This is a genomic window from Candidatus Margulisiibacteriota bacterium (assembly GCA_003242895.1).
Lineage (GTDB): Bacteria > Margulisbacteria > Riflemargulisbacteria > GWF2-39-127 > GWF2-39-127 > GWF2-39-127.
Genome location: QKMY01000021.1, coordinates 40,326 through 61,896, shown reverse-complemented (window position 1 = coordinate 61,896; position 21,571 = coordinate 40,326). Strand labels below are relative to the sequence as shown.

Here is a 21,571-nt window from a genome sequence, read left to right as displayed (position 1 = left end):
AACTTAAGGAGGAAGAAAGTGAATAATAAGATTATTGCAAGTGAGACAGATAGAGCGAAGAAGAGTGAATCAGCGAAGAAAATCACAGTTACCTATGACGGCGCTCCTATTACAGGTGCGAACCTGAAAACAAACAAGTCAATGGAGGAGCAAGACAAGCAGATAAAGGACTTTGTTGATACAATAAGAAGAAATAAAAAACCTGGCGGTATATTTTTTGTTGCGCCGTCCCAAGCACTTCTATATTCTACTGCCCAACTCATTAAAGGCACAGAGATTAATCTCGTCGCACAGGATATTAATGTAGGTACCGGGAAAGAAAACACCGGTAATGTAACAGTTGCTCAACTAAAAGAATTTGAGGAAATGGGAGTACTTGTCTTTGGTGCACTAGTCGGTCATTCGGAGAATCGTGAGAACTTTAGGAAGAACGTTACTACTGACTCGAAAAAAGAGAATGATTTTTATGGAGAAAAAGTAAACGAGCTGGTTAAAGCAGGCTTTGCCCCGGTACTCTGCATCGGTGAAAAATTCGATACCAGATACCCTCAGGGTAAAGAGGGAACAGAAAACATATCGCAAGTCAGATCTCTGCTAAAATCGCAGCTTGAAGGTGCTCTGTCCGGAGTAACAACAGCCGATGTCGAAACATTAGCTGCCAAAGGCCGTCCGATTACCATTGCCTATGAACCTGTATGGGCTATCGGCACTGGAGTAACAGCTACACCTGAACAGGCAAACGATACCTGCGCATACATTAACAGTCTACTGGTTACAAAGTTCGGTGCAGAAGCAGCTAAAAAGATCGCTATTCAGTATGGCGGGTCTGTAAATGAAGAGAATTCATTTGAACTTGGTATGCAGCAATTTATCAACGGGTCTCTCGTTGGTGGTAAGAGCTACGGTGAGACAGGCGGAATGCCGTCGATTTTCTACATCAGCCATGAGAACCAGAAAGCTGTTGATTATACAGCTGAAATGAGAAAAGGTAGTATTGTTAATATCCTTGACTCAGAGGAAAGAAAAGCACTTTTCGAAAAAGCTCTCGAAATCGGACGTACGCCTAATGTACAGGCAGCATTCCCGAAATCCCGCACACTGTTGGTCAGCGGCGAAGTTATCCAAAAGGCTATGGAGATGAAAGGCAATGCGATGTCAATAGCCGTTAACGGCAGAAACAGCTGGGTCATTGAAGGAGCGCTTCGTGCAGCTCAAAAAGCGAATTCAGCACTAATTATCGAAATCGCAAAATCAGAAGGCGGCATCGAAAAAGCTTATTGCCCACATAATATAGTTGAACTGGCCAAAGTTGTCGATAAAATCTCTAACCGCCTTGGAATTACAGTTCCTGTAGCTATCCATGCTGACCACTACGGCATTAAGAATGAGGTTGATATAGAAAAGGCATACAAAGAGATCCCTCAGATGATCAATGCCGGAGTAACCTCAATTGCTCTTGATCCTTCACATCTACCTAATGCAGAAAATCTCCTGACAACCATCAAGCTTGCTAAGCTTATTCAACAAATCGCTCCGTATATTTCACTTGAGGTTGAAGTCGGAGAAATCAAAGGGAAGGAAGGTCTCTCAACTCCTGATGAGGCTGAATTCCTCATCGCCGGGCTCAACGCTCACGGAATTCATCCTATCTGGATAGCAGTAAATAATGGAACAACCCATGGAATCGAAGCTGACGGCGCTGGTATCCAGACTTCGCTGACTGCCCAAATTCATGAAGCAGTAGCTAAATACGGTGTATCCGGAGCACAGCATGGCACATCTGGGAACAGCATTTACAAACTATTAAAGATAGCTATGGAGACAAACACAACAAAAGCAAACGTTGCAACAGCACTTCAGATGATTTCCTGGGGTTGTGAAGTTGATAAATACGGCAACGCCAAAATGGAAAACAAGAAACCGGTTAAAGTACCGGGCAAAGGAGTAACCGAAGAGTCATGGGAAGCTATGATGAAACTGGTAGACGAAAAAGGATGGACCGGCGGTAACGTCAAGAATCTTAACAAGCCAATTGATGAAATGCTTGCAGCTCAACCTGCCGAAGTTCAGGAACGTATGGTCGCTGATGTCGAAGCATTTGTCTATCATTTGATGACGGATGTTTTCAATTCTACAGGTACTGCTGACTACGCACTCAAAGCTATTGAAGAAGCCAATGGATATAAGATTGCACGTGATGTAAAGGTTATTGAGAACCCTGCAGATTGGACTGAAGATATGATCCATGCAAGAGCAGCCAAGCTCGAAAGCGATAAAGGGCCTGAAGGCAATTTTGACGATTAATATACTGTCTGCTATATAATATGTTCTGAGGGTATTGAGAGATTTATCATCAATACCCTCATTAATCATTAAAGCTCAGATTAAGTATGTGCGGTCCGCGAGTCACCCTTTTAACTTGTACTTATCTAATAAACTTATGCTTCTCGAAAACTCAAAAACATGTTCCTATCAATCACAATCAGGGCTACACTAAAGGTGAAATAAAACAAATTAACACTCGATATATAGATAAGGATTTATTCTTTACAATTTATTTTCGTTGACAGGAGTTTAAGAAAGATAAATATGAACAAAAAAATTATTAGCGTATCACATAGTAAAAATAATGAACAAGATAAATTCTATGGCATGCTAGGAACTGCTTATCAAAAAGCAGATCATACGTTCCTTTTTAGAAAACGAGACACCGGTGTCATTAGCCTGGAAACAAGTTTGTTCTATAAACAATTAGAAAAAAAGTTCGGCACTCCCCAGGAATTGGTAACGCAGGCAAAAAAACACGCGAAGGATGATCTGGTTGTCTGGACAGTCATTTTGTTCTTTCTGAATGAACATTATAACCGCATGAATGAAGGAAATAAAAGTATTAACGAATACAACAAAATAATCTTTAGTGAAGATTCTAAAAATATCAGCCAATTAATAGGGGAAACAGTTTTTCGAACAAAAGAAATCTCCAGCGACCTGGAAAAAGCAGGAGTTGCAACCCTCTTGCCACGAACACGGGAATTTCTGGCAATTAACCATTATGCCGAATTATCAGTTTCCGGTTTGACCAATAAAATTGAGAGATTGATAAAATTGTTGGATAACAGTCATATTAACACAGAGGCAAGAGCTAATATACTCAAAAATATTTTTGATAAATTCGCAAATTATATTGATATTTTTGAAAAATGCAACAGCCTGGATGAGGGAAATGTGTATTATCTTTACGAGTATGTTAATAGTTTCGGGTTTCTTTCTTTTATATTTGATAATTATACTTTTTCTGACGAAAAAATGAATACGCTGGCAGAAGCAGGAGAATTCGACAAACAACTAGTCAATATTTTTAGCAAGCTGAATATAACCAAGGATGAACAGCAAAGAAATCCGCTTTCTGATCAGAATTTAATTGAAATGGGCAAAAAGTTCCTCTCCCACAGCATTGATATTCTTGATACCCTAGAAAAGGGGGAACCCTACAAAGTAAAAAACCCACGCTATCATGAGTTTTTTCTTGCAAAAAGCAGAAAACAATTTGAATCATTATGCCAATACTTTTTGGGCAATGACATGTCGAGTCAGTTAAAGGAAGCAATAAACCGTGTAAGTAATTTACCTTTACAAAAGGACCTGTACCGGCTAGCCAGTATAGCCGCATATAATAACAAAGATTATGATCAGATTGAACTACTCCTGAAAGATTACAATGAACGTTTTCCTGAAGTTATGGATTACCAGTTGAAGTCTATTGAGATACAAAGCAGGATATACAAAGGTAATTTAACTTTAGCAGAAAGAGAAGATCAATATGCTGAATTGGAAGCGTTGTTAAGCCAGAAGAAACCTGCTGAGGGAATTATGATCCCGAATGAATACTATGAAGAACTCAATACAGAATTAATGATGCATTACCATATAATCAACGGAAACTATACAAATAGCCTGGAATATGTAAATGATTTACTTAAAATACATAGGGGGCTGAATTCAGAAAGCAATAAAAGCGGAAAAGATGTTCCAGCATACAGAAATGAAATGATAGCAAGAAGAAAATTATTCTATTTCCAAACAGTTAAATTATACATTCTACATAAATTAAATACCACTGATCCTGCAAAACACAAGAAAATACTTGAAGAATTTCAAAAAGAATTCAAAAAGAACTTAAAACAGGATAATAATATTGATTATTCATCGTCTAAAATCGCCAGATATATCCAGCTTAACGAACATGGAGCAGAATTGTCTGACTTGCTTAAAAGCATTATTATTCCTCTTATCTATGATGACTCGAATGCACTAAATATTGCTAAAAAGCTATTCCGTGACAGTTTTGATATTAAAGAAATCATCAAGCACACTATGTCAAATGTATTTGGTAAAGAGGATAAAATAAACCTTACAGAGGTTATAGATGACCTGGTTGCAGATTACAAAGAAAACAGAATAAATGAAAATACCTCAGATATAAATCTATACAATTTGAAGCTGATTTACGCCATGCTGAAAGTATCCCTTGATAATCCCCAAATGAAAGCAAATAAAAGAAGCAGCATCGAAAAGCTTACTAATTCGCTTGAGGCGGAAATTAGAAACATAAATGTGCCATTAATCCAGCTATCGGTTGAAAAGATGATTGAGAGAGGAATACCGGCGGAAGAAATATATGAACTTAAATTAATGCAAAAAGCAACAGAAGAAGAAAGCAAAACATTTCAAAAACTGCATAATGGCTATTGGTCATTACCACCTCAACTGGATTCGGAAGCTCTAAATAGAACCGATTCTCTTATTCTGGAGGGAATAACAAGAGTTAAGCCGGCTGAAGAAATACAAGCTTTAATTGCAGATTATTATTGTAAGGAATTAGCACCATGGAATACCGTATTTGGAGAGACAGCAATTCGTCAGGTTGTTGAAAAATTATCTGAGCATAACGCGAGCTTTAAGCATTTTGTCAGCAAAGCCCAAAAATTATTGTTAGAACAATCTGCAAACATAAATGATTATCCCAGAGTTAGAAATTATTTCCGAAAAAAAGAAGGTACCGTAAAATATTTCTTTAACTATTTGCAAGGTAAGACAGAAAATGTCCCCTTCCACATGAAAAATTATTTTGCTACCAAAGCTATTAAATATTTTGAACTGGATGAAAAATCTGTTAAATGTTTATGGGATAAAATAAAGCCACAGAATTTGCCTGGTATAGACAAGTTTCTCTTCGGAGTCGCAATTTATGAATTTCGCAAGACTATTTTCGCTAGAGAAAATCATGCTCTTAATGAACAGGAAGTAGCTGATTCTATTTATAAGCAGATAGAAAATGGATTCAGGGAAGATCCGACTGAGATAGATGATCTATTCGATCATTTTAATAAAAAATAGTTTGACCTTCTTCAACAAACTATTCTTTTTTAAACCAGAAGCATCCGCAACCATAATTCTGTGCCCCCAATAACTCAAGCACTAATTAGGGAATGGTATAGTTCATTGCTGACTTGATCTCTATCACCTGAAAATGTTTTTCTGTTTGTTTTCTCAATTTAATCAAATTCCTTATTCTCCCTCTCCAGTCTTGGCCGGGGTGAGGCGCGGAGAAAGCACGCGGAGAGTTATTCTGCATAGAACTATAATCCTGTTTTCCGCGAAAAGAGGCAGGAATACCCACTAAAAGTATCTGCACCCATAATAATATTGATCTTGATAAAGATAATTTATCATGATATGGTCTTATCATAGTAGCAATCCCGAGAGGGGATCTCCCTCGATTTCTATCACTGCACGGAAAAGGTTATTATCAATATATATGTTTGAACGAATAAAGAACTGTTTATCGCCACTTTCCGTATTATATTTCGTGGTTATACTCAGCGTTATAATTAAATTGCTCTTAACCATATTATTTTCATCCGGCTACCAGAATCAATTATTTTTACCATTTGTTACCCATTATCTTTCGTTCCATGATAATCCCTGGCAATATTTTTATACTTTTAATAGAGCGGTGGAGTTCCCATATCATCCGGTGATGCTCTATCTACTCTCTTTTTTTTACCTGCCGGTCCATTTACTTAACCTGGACTCTGTAATATGGCAAAACTTTTTCTTTAAGCTCCCATTATTATTGTCTGATGTTTTGATAACCTACCTGCTTATTAAATTATTTCCAAGCCGGAAGAAAAAGGTACTTCTGTTCTATGCGGTTTCTCCAATAATCCTTTATGCAAATTATATGCATTCCCAGCTTGATCTGATCCCTACCGCGATGTTATTTCTTTCTATATATTTCCTTATAAACAAAAGACATATTTTCTGGGTATCATTATTCTTCGGCATAGCAATCAGCACGAAATCACATGTCGTCGCGGCTTATCCTCTTATGGCTTATTTCATCCTCCGTAATTATTCATTGAAGGATTTCTTGTTTTTTCTCTTTGCCCCGGCATTAATATTCTTCGGGTTTACCTATCCGTATCTGTTTAGTGACGGGTATAAGTACCTGGTATTATCAAACCCGAAACAAATGATGATATATGATATATTCTTCAAAATAGGCAGCTTAAAACTATACCCGGTCATCATCACCACGATAATTATCTACTCCCGATTTTTTATCTTTAAAAAGATTAACAATGAACTGTTTTTTACATTTCTGGGAATCTTGTTCTCGGTATTTGTGCTGCTGATTTTCCCGGCACCGGCCTGGTATATCTGGATGCTTCCCTTCCTGTCTGTCTTTTTAATAAAATATTATGAACGGAACAGCTATCTATTATATTTCTATATAGCCTTTAATGTCATTTATCTGATTTTCTTTATTGGTTTCTACCTTCCTGACCACCAGGACCTCATATTTCTCAATTCAAATGTTTCTATGAAAATCCATGACGAAAAATTAGCTAACATTTTTTATACGCTATTAGAAACATTATTATTCGCGACCTTATATCTGTTATATAAATTTGGAATAACCAGCAATCTATTGTACAAAAAAACCGGAGCCACGATCATCGGTATCGGCGGCGACAGCGGAGTTGGAAAATCAACATTACTGAATGATCTCAAAACACTATTGGGAAAAAAATTCCTAGAGTTGGAAGGCGATGCTGACCACCGATGGGAGAGGGACGACGATAACTGGGATACGTTCACACATCTTAACCCGAAGGCGAACCTTCTTCACACCCAGGCTGATAACCTCTTGATACTGAAAATTGGGAACGCAGTTTTCCGAAGGGATTATAATCATAAAACCGGGAAGTTCACTGATCCAGTAAAAATCAAACCTAAGGATTTCATCGTACTCAGCGGTTTACACACGTTCTATCTTCCCAAGATGAGAAAGATCATCGATTTTAAAATATATATCGATACGGACGAACAATTACGAAGACACTGGAAAATTGTTAGAGACCTAGAAATCCGCGGATACCAAAAAGAAAAAATAATCGAGCAAATAGAAAAGAGGATGGATGACGCAAAACGGTTCATATATCCGCAAAAAGAATTCGCTGACCTCGTAATCAATTATTTCACTGAAGATGAATTTGAAGTTGGAGGCAATACAGCAGAACCACACATAAAACTAAAACTTATTTTTGATGCGAGTATACATCTTGAAAATCTGCTGAATAAGTTCGCAAATAAAGATTTTTCCTGGGATTATTCTGATGACTTGAAGCACCAGATAATTGTATTCCATAAACCGCCGAAACAATTGGACATCAAGGAAATCGGAGACACGATCATTTTTAATCTGGAAGAGATAATCCCATCAAATACGTTGCTGTTACACGGTTATAGAGGCGCGATTCAACTTATTGTACTCTTGATAATAAGCGAAAAAATGAAAGAAGTTGTTTAAATGGATTACAAAGGATTCCTGCTGGATATTGACAATACGTTATATGACTATGAGAAAACGCATAAACTCGCAAATAATGCAGTGATTGATTCATTATCAGTAACATTCACAATTCCGCAAGAGACTATCAGAACTAACTTAATAACAGCACGAAAGCAAATACATGCCGAACTGGCTCAGACCGCCGCGTCCCATAACAGACTGCTATATTTTCAGAGAATGTTTGAACTGCTCAACATCAATCCAATTCAATATTCATATGACGTTTACAATCTCTACTGGGACACCTTTATCGATAACATAATTCTTTATGAAGATGTTCTCGAATTTCTAAAAATGATTAAACCTTATAAAGTCTGTTTGGTTACTGACCTGACGGCAGATGTCCAGCACAAAAAGATGCAAAAACTAAAACTATTTGATTATGCCGGATACGCTGTTATCAGCGAGGAAGCAGGGATAGAAAAACCACATCCGTATATGTTCATGCTCGGTTTAAAAAAAATGGAACTGACTGCAAATGAAGTATGCATGATCGGTGACAACTATTCAAAAGATATTGTAGGAGCAACAAACCTTGGGATCCGGTCTTTCTGGTTGAATACAGAGAACAAAAAAGAAGAATTGAACGATCTGACGACAGAATTTAAAAACTTCAAAGAACTGATGGGTTATATACAAAAATGAATGAACTGGAAAAATTCGTTAAATTATCAAAATATGCCGGGGAACGATTCGATCTGGTCCAAGCCGGCGGTGGGAATTCGTCAGTAAAGCTGAGTGATGGGAGCATGATCATCAAAGCATCAGGATTCTTGTTATCCGAAATGGATACCAGTAAAGGTTATTCTAAAGTTGATAATGCTCGTGTTATTTCCATAATGAAAAACAAAGAATTACTAACAATAGCTGACAAAAAAGAGAAAGACTCTTACGCAAAAAATCTTATGGACGAGGCGATCATTGACTCTCAAAACCGTCCGTCTATCGAGACGTTCTTACATGCATTGCTCGACACCTACACACTACACACTCACCCGCTACTCGTAAATATCATCACCGCGCAAGCAGACTGGGAGGACCAGTTAAACAAGCTTTTTGAGAACTGCCTCATGATCAAATACAAAACTCCCGGTATTGAACTAGCCTCAGAACTGAACAGCCAGCTTGAATCTTATATCAACGCTCACAATATAAAACCAAAAATCGTATTTCTACAAAACCATGGACTCATCGTTTCAGCTCGTGATGATGAAGAAGTTATTGCATTAACAGAAGTCGTTCTGGATAAAATAGAACAATACCTGGCTATCGACCAATCACGGTATAAACTAACAACAAAAATCTCTTCATTAGTTAACTCCCTTGGCCAATCTTCTAAAATCGCATATTTATCAGACGATAGAAATCTCTGTTCCCTCCTTGAAAGTAATAAAAAATCCTTTTTCTCAAAACCATTTTGTCCGGATAAACTTGTTTATTGCGGGATAAGTGCTGTCGAGCTCCAGGACATCAGCTCAACAGGACCACTTATTGAGTATAAGCATGATTATTTTGAACTTCCCAGAGTAATCATATATAAAGAAAATATTTTCCTAATAGCTGATACTGTAAAAAAAGCCAAAGAGATCGAAGATGTCCTCAAATTCCATCTCCTTGTCATGACCTCATCGAAGAATAATCCCATCTGCTTAGAGGAAAAAGAGCTTATGTATCTTGGAAACTGGGAAGCTGAAAAATACAGACAAACGATTTAAGTAATAAGCGAGTCTACGATGTCCTTTCAAAAAACAACTTCAGTAAATTGAAGGGGTGTCAGGATTTTTGTGACACAGCCTTATTGCTTGGAGAACCAAGCAGTCCGCCTTCGTTGGGGTGGTGAGAAACATTCCCGAATAGTAGTTTCGACTAAATCGAGGCGGATGAAGCGAAAGTTCAACCCATCCCCCGGTAACTCACCCGTTACAAAATAGTCTTGTCTTTGATCTTTTGTTATTGATCTTATTGATGGTATAATCAGGATGATAAAATACTTCCAGGTTAAGCATGCTAATAACTGTCAAGAATAAATTATTCGGATTGAAAAGAGAATTATTCAGATATCTTATCAGGCATTCCAGCAATAAAAGACCTGACAGTTATCCATATATAACAGGAGATACCTTCAGAATATATGCGAATTACATTCACGACGATGTTTCTCAAACAATTAAACCTGAAAAAGTAGAATATAAGCAAAAAATATTTGTCGGCATTGAGCAAGTAGAATACTTTTTCAAACACATCCATCCTGACATAAAAAATCCCTATATTTTGATAACCCATAATGGTGATATTGCCGTAGATGACAAACTCACTCCCTATATAGATGAAAAAATTATTAATTGGTTTGGTCAGAACGTTAACACGGGCCACGAAAAAGTCATACCAATCCCTATCGGGATAGAAAATACTAAGTATTATTGTAATGGGATCGTAAGTATGTTTAATGCACTGATCAAAAAAAAAGTTAATAAACAGAATCGGATTCTTTATGGCTTTAAGATAGCTACAAATGTAGCTGAACGGCAGGTAGCTTACGATTATCTAGTAAACCACAAACTGGCTGACGGTATCCCGAAGAGAATAAACCCGAAAATATATTTAAATATGTTGAATAAATATAAGTTTGTCGCATCGCCTCCCGGTAATGGAATCGACTGTCACAGGACCTGGGAAGCGCTATATCTTGGAGCAGTCCCTATTGTAAAAAGCTCTCCGGGCATAGAGTATTTCAAAAAGTTAGGATATCCTATGTGGATAGTCAATGATTGGACTGAATTGAATAACGTTGACGAGTCCTTTCTTCAAAAAAAGTATGAAAAACTCATGAACAACTTCGACAGCAACCTGTTAAAAATAGATTTCTGGATAGAAAAAATGAATCTGCCGAGCTACGATAAGGATTATTAATGAATGATATTTTTTTTGCAGCCGCGTTAGTTTTTCTATTTTGCCTTATATTTGTCATATCGAGTAATTCTATATTATTTAGATTTTTTCCAGCATATACCGGCCAGCATCCTTTTTTAAAAATAGGTTTTAGTTATTTCTTTGGTATTAGCTTATTTCTTTCTCTCTGGAGACTCCTTGGGCTAGTTCTCAGTGCCAGAACGTCCTTATTTATTTCATCGATTCTTCTTCTAATAGTAGTATTTTTGGGAACACGTGATTTAAAAGCAATTAAGATAAAAACTACCGGGATCCTTCTTGTGATTCTTTTTGCTCTATTTTCATTCATGAATATTATCTTATACCTGCCACCGGATTCTGCTTCTGGAACCGCTCTTGTCAATGTCTGGGACAAAGTTGGCTCTCTTCATAGTCCGCGTTACGCTAATTTAGTGTTACATATCATTAACCTAGATAGAATACCTGCTATTAATCAGCACTACGGACAATCACTTCTGTCCTTGGCAACTTCCTCTGTTAAAATGATTAGTCCATATATCGGGCTTACTATATGGCTCTGGGTATCACTAATTTTTCTATTGATGACATTCTATGGGGCTTTCAGAGAATTTAAGCTCAATAATTTTTTTAGTTTTCTGGGTGTCCTGGTGATGGGTTTCGGGAATATGACATTGTCTCTCTTACCCTGCCAGGTAATCGATTCGGGTAATCCCTGGATCGGTTGCGGCTATACGGACAGTATCGTCGGAATGGGAACGATCATGTTTTTTTTATTTTTAACTGTCGCCTATCTTAAAAATAAAATCAGCACAATCGTGTATCTCCTTATGTTACTTCCAATTATTATTACCTGGCATATGACAGCGACACAAAACATTTTGATCTCTTTTCCAGTCTTTTTTATGGCCGGAGCCCTCATTCTCTATAAAACCAGAAGAATAAAAGATGTCGCCATTACAGCAATATCATTTGGTTTTCTGATAATTTTTTCTTTCGTCACGGCAAATACCGGGGGTATGCTTATTTCTTCCCATAAAGCAGATCATATAAAGGTTCCGGGACTCATGCAGTACAATCAAAAAGGATATCCAACAATACAGGTAAAACCTTATCTACGATTTAGTTACTTTAATAATCTTTTTGGCGATAACGCAGCATCTGTTTATGCCTGGGACGCTAAAGAGCAATATTCTAATGACCGGTTAAACAATAAGACTAAAACTATTAATAATTCCGTTAGTTATAAACAAGCATCCGTCGCCAGCATTCCAATAGAGGACCTCATTTTTTTATTGGAGGATTACGCCTGGAAATCCCTTCGGGCTATTTTTTATCCGCTGGCAGGTATGATCTTATTATTTATATATATATTTGTCAGTAAAATCATGAGTAAAAAATCTCAAGAACTGGAATATTACCTTCTATTAACTGCTGTCATGTTTGCGGCAGGAGTTGGAGTAGCATATCCCTTTGTGCTTAAAGGCTATAAATGGGAGTTGACCCGTTTCATGATCCCCGGAGGATATCTTGGGATGTTTTTCCTAGTGATTGCAATAGTGTATTGGCTGGACCTTTTCCGGATTAAACGTATCTATCAGAATTTGATTGTAAGCTGCATTGTTGTTATACTGATTGCCGGACATGCAATTCACACAGGAACTACAGTAAGAAACTACTCCAAAGCATTTTTAACAGGTAAGCATCATGTAGTGAATACTCTATTAACTCAAAAAAAAATGATAGCCGAGTGATCATGGTACCTGTTAATATAAAACACATGGTGACAATAAATGTTTCTAGGCATTAAATCTTATATATCAAAAGTATTTTATATCCTTGGCAAAAAGAAATCATTGCTTCTATTGATCTTTTTCGTATTTTTACTATCTTCTATTCTTGAGTTCTTCAGTATCGCCATTATATTACCCTATGTCGCTATCTTACAAAACCCATTAGCTATCCTTAAAAATGAATGGGCTAGAAACATTTTGACGGGATTTTCAATAACAAGTTCACAAAAGATAGTAATTTATTCCAGCCTGCTGCTTATTGCGGTGTATTCCATTAAGAGTATGTTTTTTTTCATAGTCCAGTGTTCTATCAGCTATTTTACTTATGATGTGAACAGATATTTACGGGAAAGACTTTATTCCTCATATGTTAATGCACCTTATCAGTTTTTTCTTAATCAAAATGCTGCAACACTAATAACGAATATTTCTGATGAATGCTATAAGTTTTCGATTAATGTTGTTGGAGTAATGGCTACATTCATGTCTGAGGCAATCTTTTTATTAATCATTATTTGCGCCCTGGTATTCTATAATGTCAAATTACTTCTGCTAGTTTTTGTTGTGGTTTTGTTTATTTACAGTTTTTATAGATTTTCCAAAAATAAAACTTTTGAATACGGACGTATTGGTTCAGAATCCCATACTGATGTATTTCAAATAGTCAACCAGACCCTCAATAATATTAAGATTATAAAGATCAATAACCTGCAGGAATACTATATAAATGAAGTAAAAACAATACTGAAGAAAATGGTTACGTCTTCTACGAACTACTACGCACTGCTCCTATTACCTCGAATCATTTTCGAAATGCTATTTATCACTTCCATAGTTGTTCTTATTATCTATTGTCAATCTCAGCTTGGTGGTGTAAAAATAATCATTCCCATGCTCTCAACCATGGCTATTGCCGCAATCAGGCTCATGCCTTCGGTGACTAAGATATCCAACTCCATGTCGGCCATGAAACATAGTACATATACTGTCGAGAGAATATATACAATCCTTAAAAAAATAGAGAAACAAAACCAAAACCAGAAGCTACAATGCAGCAAAGATCAGCCTAATATCCAGGCTTTCAAAGACAGGATCGAAATAAAGAACCTAGTTTTCGAGTACGAAGCCACAAAAAAACCGGTTATTAATGGACTCAATCTTTCTATTAAAAAAGGAAGCTCGATAGCTTTTACCGGAAAATCAGGGTCAGGGAAAACGACACTGGTTAATATACTGCTGGGATTGCTTTATCCGCAATCAGGAGATATCAGTATCGATGGATTATCTATATATAGCAATCTGGCAAACTGGCAGAGCAATATCGGTTATGTGCCACAAGATATCTATTTGATGAATGATTCAATCAGGTGCAATGTTGCACTCGGGATCAACGATGAAAAGATTGATACGGATATGGTAAACAGAGCTTTGACTCTAGCAAATCTAGATGCTTTAATAGCTGGATTACCTGACGGTATAAATACCAGAGTCGGAGAGAATGGGATCATGCTGTCTGGTGGACAGAAACAACGGATTGGGATTGCAAGAGCTTTGTATACCAACCCTTCGGTCATCGTGTTTGATGAAGCGACCTCGTCTCTCGATAGCGAAACCGAAAATGCCATTCAGAAATCAATTGATAATCTTGCCGGAGAGAAAACTATCATCATCGTAACACATCGGCTGACAACGCTGAAAAACTGCGATGTTATATATAGGATTGAAAACGGAGACATTGTTCAAACCGGCACATATCAAGACATGTTTGATTAATATATTGAATGATCGAGGCTATCAATGAAAGAAACATTTATCAAAGTATCATTTAAAGAATCATCAAAAACTGCTTATACCTATAAAGAGGAAGAATACGTTTCCAATCCCCGATGGCAGTTACTGGAACAACTTTTTAATGCTAATTATACGAACAAAGTCATCAATGGCCAGATACCAAAAAAAATACATCAGATATGGCTTGGCGGTAAATTCCCGAAAAAGTATCACAAGATACAAGAATCCTGGAAAAGATTTCACCCCGACTGGGAATACTATCTCTGGACAGACAAAGAAGTTAAAAAACTAGAAATGATTAACAGAGAATTATTTAGCAGGACGTCTAACTACGGTGCCAAATCAGATATTCTCAGATATGAAATACTTAATCAATTTGGCGGACTTTATGTAGATACGGATTTTGAATGCTTTCATCCTTTTGATACTATCCATGAACAATGTCATTTTTTTGCCGGATTAGTATACTCTGAAGCTCCATTATTGAACAACGCTCTCATTGGGTCGGTTGCCGGTCACCCCGTATTAAAATTATGTATAGATTCATTGAATACCAGGATAAAAGAGATAGATACTACTGATCCCGATTCAATAATGCATAATACCGGTCCTCAGTTCTTTAATGAGTGCTTTTTTCAAACGATCACTGCTGTTCAGGAAAATGTGATACCATTCCCTATCACATATTTTTATCCATTACCGAATGGAGAACGCTTCTTAACTAATGAAGAGAAAATCAAATCATATATCAAGCCGGAATCGTTTGCACTCCATTACTGGTACGTTAGCTGGTTTGACAACACCTTAAAATCCAGAATTATTAGAAAAATAAAGAAAACCTTTAAAATTAAATAATATGTCTATCAGAAATAGAATAAAATCTTATCTAAAATACATCCCTTTTCTTGCTCCACTTTTGAGAATTCCTGGGATTATCATCAGTTCTTTAAAAAACTACGTTTTCTACCTAAATTCATTTATACGGTTCAGGGTCATGGATGATAAACGATTCCCAGTCAGCTGGAATCAAAGAATGGTAATTCTAGTCGATAGAACAGACTCTACCGGGTTTGATCATCATTACATTTATCACCTGGCTTGGGCAGCCAGGAAGCTTTCGAACATTATGCCCAGGCTGCATATCGACATATCTTCAAGTATTTATTTTATGTCCCTTATATCTGCTTTTATTCCGGTTCATTTTTATGATTATCGGCCAGCTAAAATTAAGTTGTCGGAGTTAGATGCTAAGGCGGGTGATGTTACAAAACTACCTTTTCCTGATAAAAGTGTTGAGTCTCTTTCCTGTATGCACGTCGTCGAACATGTAGGACTGGGAAGATATGGCGACCCGCTTGATCCCCAGGGTGATCTGAAGTCAATCTCTGAGCTTAAACGAGTACTTGACGTCAATGGAACTTTGTTATTCGTTGTTCCAGTAGGTATACCCCGAATACAATATAATGCACACCGAATATATTCTTACGATCAGATTATAAACTATTTTGAAGGAATGGACCTGATTGAGTTTTCATTAATAACAGATAATCCTGAGGATGGGCTTATTGAACATGCAGATCCCGAATTAGCCAATAGACAACAGTACGGATGCGGTTGTTTCTACTTCACCAAGAAAACGGGATAAACGATCTTTATTCTGCCCATTTCTCAATATTATGTATTTTTGTGCATATCGCATCGAATACAATCTTTTCTTCACTCAAGTAATGTTTGTATTCTGCGATATCTTCAGGTCTTCCCTGGAGTTCAGGAGAAACAAGGCACAGTTTGAATCCGGCTTTTTTCAGGACTTGATAGTTCTCTTTGTTTATCGGCAGTTTCGTGAAGCAATCAACCCATACCCAATCAACTTTTCCCTGCATATTCATGATGGTGTCCAACCCTTCGTATTCAGAGAATCTAAGGGCCATCTTCTTTTCAGAATATTTACTGCTCAATAAAAAAATCATTGGAAACGAGCTGTCGAGAAAGAAATAGTCTTTAACCTCGTATTTTTTTATCAACTCGAGCACCCGGTGTTCAACCCGCTCGCTTTTGACATTCAAGATCATCGTTCCATTATGATAATGCTTAAGATATTCCTCGAAACATTCTCCAGGGGTGAACGGATCATGCTGGAGAATCAGTCTATCCCCTTGATCTCTAAGATCTAGCTCAACTCCATACTCAAGTGGTAGTTTTTTTAAACCTTCAACAGTGTTTACCCGATGGGCGATGTAGTTCATTTTTTTAATTCCTTTTTAAGTTTTGTGCTAAATTCGACGGTACGTTTGATAAACTTCCATTTAGATTTCAATCCGGTGTTCCAGCTTGATTGTCCATGGACCCTTGATGGGAATCGCACATCAAAACGGAATATATCTAACTTCTTTATCCGGGCAATATAAAAAACAAAAAGATCAAGAGAAAAGTCATGAGGTGGATTATTCCAGTTCTCAAAAAAGCTCCTGTGGAATATATTAGGCTGGGCGTTAATATCCCACAATCGTTCACCAAGATAGCATGTCTCAAAAAAGCTCATTCCAATGGTAAAAAAATGGTCTAATGCACTGCGGCCTTTTCTATTACCTTTTACAAATACATTCATTGGATTGTTTTTGGTCTCTATGATCTCAATGGCTTTGATCACATCATACGGATCAGTTTGCAAATCGGCATGCGTCCACCCAAGATACTCTCCTTGTGCTGAACTTAATCCTGTTAATACACCATAGCCGTATCCCTGGTTTATTTCTACCTTCACTGTTCGGGTAAAAGGGTACTGAGGCAGCAGAGTATCAAGAACTTCCTGACTGTTATCTTTTGATCCATTATTGACTAGGATCACTTCAATGTCTTTTCTGCTTATTACACTGCGAAATCTATCGAGCATTAAAGGTATATTTTTTGCTTCATTATAGCAAGGTATTACAATTGATAATTTCATGAAAGACCTCTTCGTCAGAAGTACCCTTCTATTAACTATGACATTTACTTCAAAAGGTGAAGGATTGATTCTGGTATTTTCATTTGTGCTCCTGCAGAAATGTTCTAAATTTTTTATCAAGCTCAGATATCTTACTAAAATTCATTGTAATATCCTTATCGAGTGAATAAGGATGAAATGAACTTTTATGAAAGAAACTCTGCCAGTATTCATAGGTCCTCAGATCATTAGGAGTGCCCCAGCAGATATAATCTGTCACCTCAAACACTTTTACTTTATATCCCAGCTCGATGAGTTCGTTTATGCAGCTATCAACATAAAATTCATTATTTACCCTCAGGTCCTTATTATAGAGATTTTGAAGTGATTCAATAAAGTATCGCGCCTTCTTGAAGGTGAATGTCCCAACTATTGCATGGTCGTTAAACGGATCATCAGAGATAGGTTTTTTTACTGATACTCCGGTTACGTTGTCATCACCGGCGGTTCTTATCCAGCCGTACATCTGAGGATTGTTCTTACTCGACTGGTTATGCCGGAAGCTCCAGACGATCGCGTCAGTATCTGGGGCTTCGAGCAATTGCCGGTATTTTTCGCTATCCCAGAGCATCCCATTATCGCAAGCGCCGATAACGAGAGGAGAATCAAGGTCCTCGTCCCGCAACCCGATCTCGCAGGTGCATGCCTGTCCCTCAGTCACCTGATCAAGACGGACGATTTTCGTACCTGGAAATATTTTTTTGATCTCCTTTTCAAGAGGATAATTATCAAGATGATCCCCCAGACAAACAAAAATATGCTGTTCGGAATCCGGCAGATAATCTGCTGATTGAATGATCATCGGCTTTCCGCTGACTTCGATAAGTGGCTTCGGATTGAGATATCCTTCTGTCGCGAACCTGTTCCCCCGCCCTGCCAGCGGTATCAATGTTATACTATTTCTATTGACAGGGTAGCTACGCTTTTCAAGGATAATATTTCTGAAGTAATCAGACCACTTCTCATATTCCTTCAAGTCGCCAGGTGTACCCCACTGAAGCATGTGCTGTATTTCATAAATGGAAACGATTAGACTATCCTTGAGAAGAAGATTATAGACCATACTGACATAATATTCACCGTTAACATGAATATCTTCGTCGATAAGCTGACAGAAATATTTTTTGACATAACTTCCCTTTTTAAAATAATACGTTCCGTCAGAGGCATATTCTTCCATACGGTCATCAGTAAATGGCTGTTTTTCTCTTATCTCTGACATCCATTGATCCGTGAACCTCATAAAAGCGTAATTGGTCGTTCCTAGCATATGTGGATGGAACCCCTTGTAGGCCGGGATTGCCCCATCAGCCTCTCTTGAGCGGGTATGCGCCAAAAAATCGCTATAATCCCAGTATTTTCCAAAATCACAATAGTTAATGATCACTTCCTGATCATCATCGATCAAATCAAAAATCTTGGAGACTGCATAAACAGGTCCCTTTTTATGGGGCCCTATCTCAACGATCTTTGCTTTCGGAGCAATCCTGGTAAGTATAGTCCTCATTTGTGTTTCGTTGAGATGTATGCTGTTACAGATAAATACGAAATCAGTTTCGCCCGGGAACATAGACACCACATGTTCGATGATCGGTTTCCCATCGACTTCTATGAGCGGCTTTGGGACTTGATACCCTGCATCGACAAATCGTTGTCCTTGTCCGGACATGGGAATAATTATTTGCATGCATAGCTCCTTTTGTTCTGATTTAAATTTGTTTGATAATTATGAGGAATGCTTCTCGTCTTGATAATGTTGAAATAATATCCATTGGTGCCATTTTTTGTCCTATGGCTGAATTCAATCTCTTTGGCAGAAGGTATATTATCTGAATAAACGGTGCTCACAGGCTCCGCGCTGAATTGTTCCTTAAAAATAGCATAAAGCCGTTTGTCAGGAGCGTGTCGATGACTTATCACTGCTACAGCCCGATGGTTAAAATTGTCGCTGGAAATATCACCATGCATCAGATCAAATTGTTTGAAATCGCAGTCATTAATATGTCCGTAATTATATTTTTTGCTGATCGAATTCATAAGATCAATATTCCAAGTCCATCCGTAGCTGATAATCGTGCTTACCTGATATTTTTGCAATAATTGAGCTATTCTGGCTTCATCGAAATGATCCAATCGTTGCTTCGAAACTGAAGTCCAATTTGTAAAAAAAACAACAATTATCATAATGGCCAAAGAAATGCTAAGCCCAGACTGAACGTCCCGTTTAAAATAACCAGCAGCTAAACCAAGGCCCTCACTGATGAGAATTATTATCAGTGGCAAAAGAATAAGGCTATGTCTGGTAGGGCTAATGGTTATTTTATTTATGAGCACAAGAAATATCCAAGTCAGAGAAGCAATAACAATAAACAATCCAAGCATTTTTTTAGTATGCTGTGTGCTCCTGAAACAACTGAAGAGACCTATGCCTGCTAAACAGAAACAAATAGTCCCTATAATTAGACTAAAGCGAGTGTCCTCAGGCATAAAGGCAATAAGATCAGTGAAAACGATAAATGTATTCTTAGTAAAAAAAACTATTGAGTAAGTAATCCTGTCAAGCAAGCCATGTGCCGATAAAATATTAAAGAAGAATTCTTTTTCCGGTCCAGTATTCCAGTTAATTCCCCGTTCTCCAAGATTTCTGGCCATAATAAAATCTATAAGCGGATAAATGAGAATAGAAAAAACAACTAACCTTGGTATAAGCCTTTTGATAACAGTTACTATTCCTTTTTCTCTTAGATACAAATTATAAACAATACAACCCCAATAGGCAGGAAGGAAAAATAATAATTGGTAGTGTAGATAACAGACGAATGCAATCAAACATGTTGATAAAAAAATCTTTTTTCGAGATGTCTCTATAGCCGGAATATTGATAAGGATTATTAATGTCGTCATAATCGCGATTAATCCAGATACATAATTCTCCATCTGCTGCGAGTATATAATGTGCATCCAAGAGAAAGAAAATAATGCCAGTCCGGCAACAAGATATGGAAAAAATCTCTTTTCACCATAAAGGGCGATAGAGAACACACACAGCAGAATGATAGCCACCATGCTGGTAAGAAATGCAGGAAACCTTCCCCAGAAAATAATATCCCGGTATGATTGTGAGCTATTAATAAAAAAAGGAACAAAAGCACACTGGAGAGGAGCGTAGGTCCAAATCTCCGGAATTGCGTGGACCTGAATGATCTTATTCGGTATATACGAAATTATATTTTTGACGGGATTGTCGTTTATATTCCAGCGAGTTAACGTTTTTAAAGGCACCAGATGAATATTGAATTTTTTTTCAAGCTTATGAGATGCTTTTTCTAAATGTACGAAGAATTTTTCTTCCCGGTCGAGCGTTGTAACAGCAACGCCAATATCATCAACATGTGTAAACTGAGTCCCCAGATTAGCTAATCTGACAAATCCTGCCAGCGTAATAATGACCAATATGGTTATAATTTGAAGATATCTTACATACCGTTGCATCTTTAAACCTTTAGTATATATTTCTCTGCTACCAAACTCCTGAGATATAAAAGTTAATCGGTACTAAGATTATTTACCGTATAAAGATTGAACGTATAAACAGTACTAAGCTGCATTTCAGACAAAGATTATTCAAAACACTCTGCATCTTTTAACCTGGGCAACAACGAATCCTTCTGTGAGACGATTGGCGCGCTAACCGGCCAGTCAATTGCAAGATCAGGATCGTTCCAGATAATACCTCTATCCAATGCCCCGGAGTACTCGTTCGTGCATTTATATTGAAGGTGAACCTCATCAGTTAAAGCGACAAAACCATGAGCAAACCCAGGAGGAATAAAAAATATACGGTTATTTTCTTCACTCAGTTCTATTCCGATCCATTTACCGAACATCGGAGAACTTTTTCGAATATCAACTGCCACGTCCCAGACTCTGCCTTTTATAACTGATACTAATTTCCCCTGTGACTTTGGAGCTAGCTGATAATGCAATCCCCGGAGAACTCCTTTTATAGATTTTGACCGATTATCCTGTACAAAGGAATAATTAATCCCTTGAGCTAAGAACTCCGATTCTTTATAGGTCTCGACAAAATAGCCTCTTGAGTCATGAAAAACTTTAGGCTCAAGAAGAACTAGATCAGGAATAGATAATTTGCTAAATTGAAATGGCATAACCAGG

At 37.4% G+C, this 21,571-nt stretch carries 16 protein-coding genes; 10 read left to right on the top strand and 6 right to left on the bottom strand.

Annotated elements, in window-relative coordinates; genetic code table 11:
- Positions 1 to 18: 18 nt before the first annotated feature.
- Both DKM50_02690 and DKM50_02685 read left to right on the top strand, forming a co-directional pair.
- Positions 19 to 2,304 (top strand): hypothetical protein, encoded by a 2,286-nt coding sequence (locus DKM50_02690; GenBank protein PZM83200.1) that lies wholly within the window; start codon positions 19 to 21, stop codon positions 2,302 to 2,304.
- Positions 2,305 to 2,589: 285 nt separating this feature from the next.
- Positions 2,590 to 5,397: a hypothetical protein gene (locus tag DKM50_02685; GenBank protein ID PZM83199.1), complete on the top strand. Its 2,808-nt coding sequence runs from the start codon at positions 2,590 to 2,592 to the stop codon at positions 5,395 to 5,397.
- An 85-nt stretch (positions 5,398 to 5,482) separates the two neighbouring features.
- On the opposite strand, the gene DKM50_02680 is transcribed toward DKM50_02685, so the two are convergent.
- Positions 5,483 to 5,749, bottom strand: coding sequence for a hypothetical protein (locus DKM50_02680; protein ID PZM83198.1), 267 nt, complete (start codon positions 5,747 to 5,749; stop codon positions 5,483 to 5,485).
- On the opposite strand from DKM50_02680, the gene DKM50_02675 reads away from it, so the two are divergent.
- From DKM50_02675 to DKM50_02640, 8 genes are all read left to right on the top strand, one after another.
- Entirely contained in the window at positions 5,732 to 7,876 is a 2,145-nt protein-coding gene (locus tag DKM50_02675) for a uridine kinase (protein ID PZM83197.1), read from the top strand. The genes DKM50_02680 and DKM50_02675 overlap by 18 nt on opposite strands.
- On the top strand, positions 7,877 to 8,563 hold the full coding sequence (locus DKM50_02670) for an HAD family hydrolase (protein PZM83196.1): 687 nt from the start codon (positions 7,877 to 7,879) through the stop codon (positions 8,561 to 8,563).
- Positions 8,560 to 9,633 carry a hypothetical protein gene (locus tag DKM50_02665; protein PZM83195.1) on the top strand — a complete coding sequence of 358 codons (1,074 nt, stop codon included), beginning with the start codon at positions 8,560 to 8,562 and terminating at the stop codon, positions 9,631 to 9,633. The genes DKM50_02670 and DKM50_02665 overlap by 4 nt, the downstream gene beginning before the upstream one ends.
- 289 nt (positions 9,634 to 9,922) lie before the next feature.
- The gene (locus DKM50_02660) at positions 9,923 to 10,828 is read left to right on the top strand and encodes a hypothetical protein (protein ID PZM83194.1); all 906 of its coding nucleotides are present in this window, start codon (positions 9,923 to 9,925) and stop codon (positions 10,826 to 10,828) included.
- Positions 10,828 to 12,579 carry a hypothetical protein gene (locus DKM50_02655; GenBank protein PZM83193.1) on the top strand — a complete coding sequence of 584 codons (1,752 nt, stop codon included), beginning with the start codon at positions 10,828 to 10,830 and terminating at the stop codon, positions 12,577 to 12,579. The genes DKM50_02660 and DKM50_02655 overlap by 1 nt, the downstream gene beginning before the upstream one ends.
- A gap of 39 nt (positions 12,580 to 12,618) precedes the next feature.
- Positions 12,619 to 14,391: a hypothetical protein gene (locus tag DKM50_02650; GenBank protein PZM83192.1), complete on the top strand. Its 1,773-nt coding sequence runs from the start codon at positions 12,619 to 12,621 to the stop codon at positions 14,389 to 14,391.
- Positions 14,392 to 14,415: 24 nt separating this feature from the next.
- Positions 14,416 to 15,264: a hypothetical protein gene (locus tag DKM50_02645; GenBank protein ID PZM83191.1), complete on the top strand. Its 849-nt coding sequence runs from the start codon at positions 14,416 to 14,418 to the stop codon at positions 15,262 to 15,264.
- Between the two features lie 7 nt (positions 15,265 to 15,271).
- Positions 15,272 to 16,054 carry a hypothetical protein gene (locus DKM50_02640; GenBank protein ID PZM83257.1) on the top strand — a complete coding sequence of 261 codons (783 nt, stop codon included), beginning with the start codon at positions 15,272 to 15,274 and terminating at the stop codon, positions 16,052 to 16,054.
- Positions 16,055 to 16,061: 7 nt separating this feature from the next.
- Here DKM50_02640 and DKM50_02635 read toward each other — a convergent pair whose 3' ends face one another.
- The 5 genes from DKM50_02635 to rfbC all read right to left on the bottom strand — a co-directional run bounded on the left by DKM50_02635 (position 16,062) and on the right by rfbC (position 21,564).
- Complete coding sequence (locus DKM50_02635; GenBank protein PZM83190.1) at positions 16,062 to 16,655, bottom strand: hypothetical protein; 594 nt, start codon at positions 16,653 to 16,655, stop codon at positions 16,062 to 16,064.
- Positions 16,652 to 17,356 (bottom strand): glycosyltransferase family 2 protein, encoded by a 705-nt coding sequence (locus DKM50_02630; protein ID PZM83189.1) that lies wholly within the window; start codon positions 17,354 to 17,356, stop codon positions 16,652 to 16,654. Before DKM50_02630 ends, DKM50_02635 begins: the two co-directional genes overlap by 4 nt.
- A 79-nt stretch (positions 17,357 to 17,435) precedes the next feature.
- Positions 17,436 to 19,064, bottom strand: coding sequence for a hypothetical protein (locus DKM50_02625; GenBank protein PZM83256.1), 1,629 nt, complete (start codon positions 19,062 to 19,064; stop codon positions 17,436 to 17,438).
- An 8-nt stretch (positions 19,065 to 19,072) separates the two neighbouring features.
- Complete coding sequence (locus tag DKM50_02620) at positions 19,073 to 20,887, bottom strand: hypothetical protein (GenBank protein PZM83188.1); 1,815 nt, start codon at positions 20,885 to 20,887, stop codon at positions 19,073 to 19,075.
- Positions 20,888 to 21,015: 128 nt separating this feature from the next.
- A complete protein-coding gene (gene rfbC / locus DKM50_02615) occupies positions 21,016 to 21,564 on the bottom strand; it encodes a dTDP-4-dehydrorhamnose 3,5-epimerase (GenBank protein ID PZM83187.1) in 549 nt (182 codons plus the stop codon).
- Positions 21,565 to 21,571 lie beyond the last annotated feature (7 nt).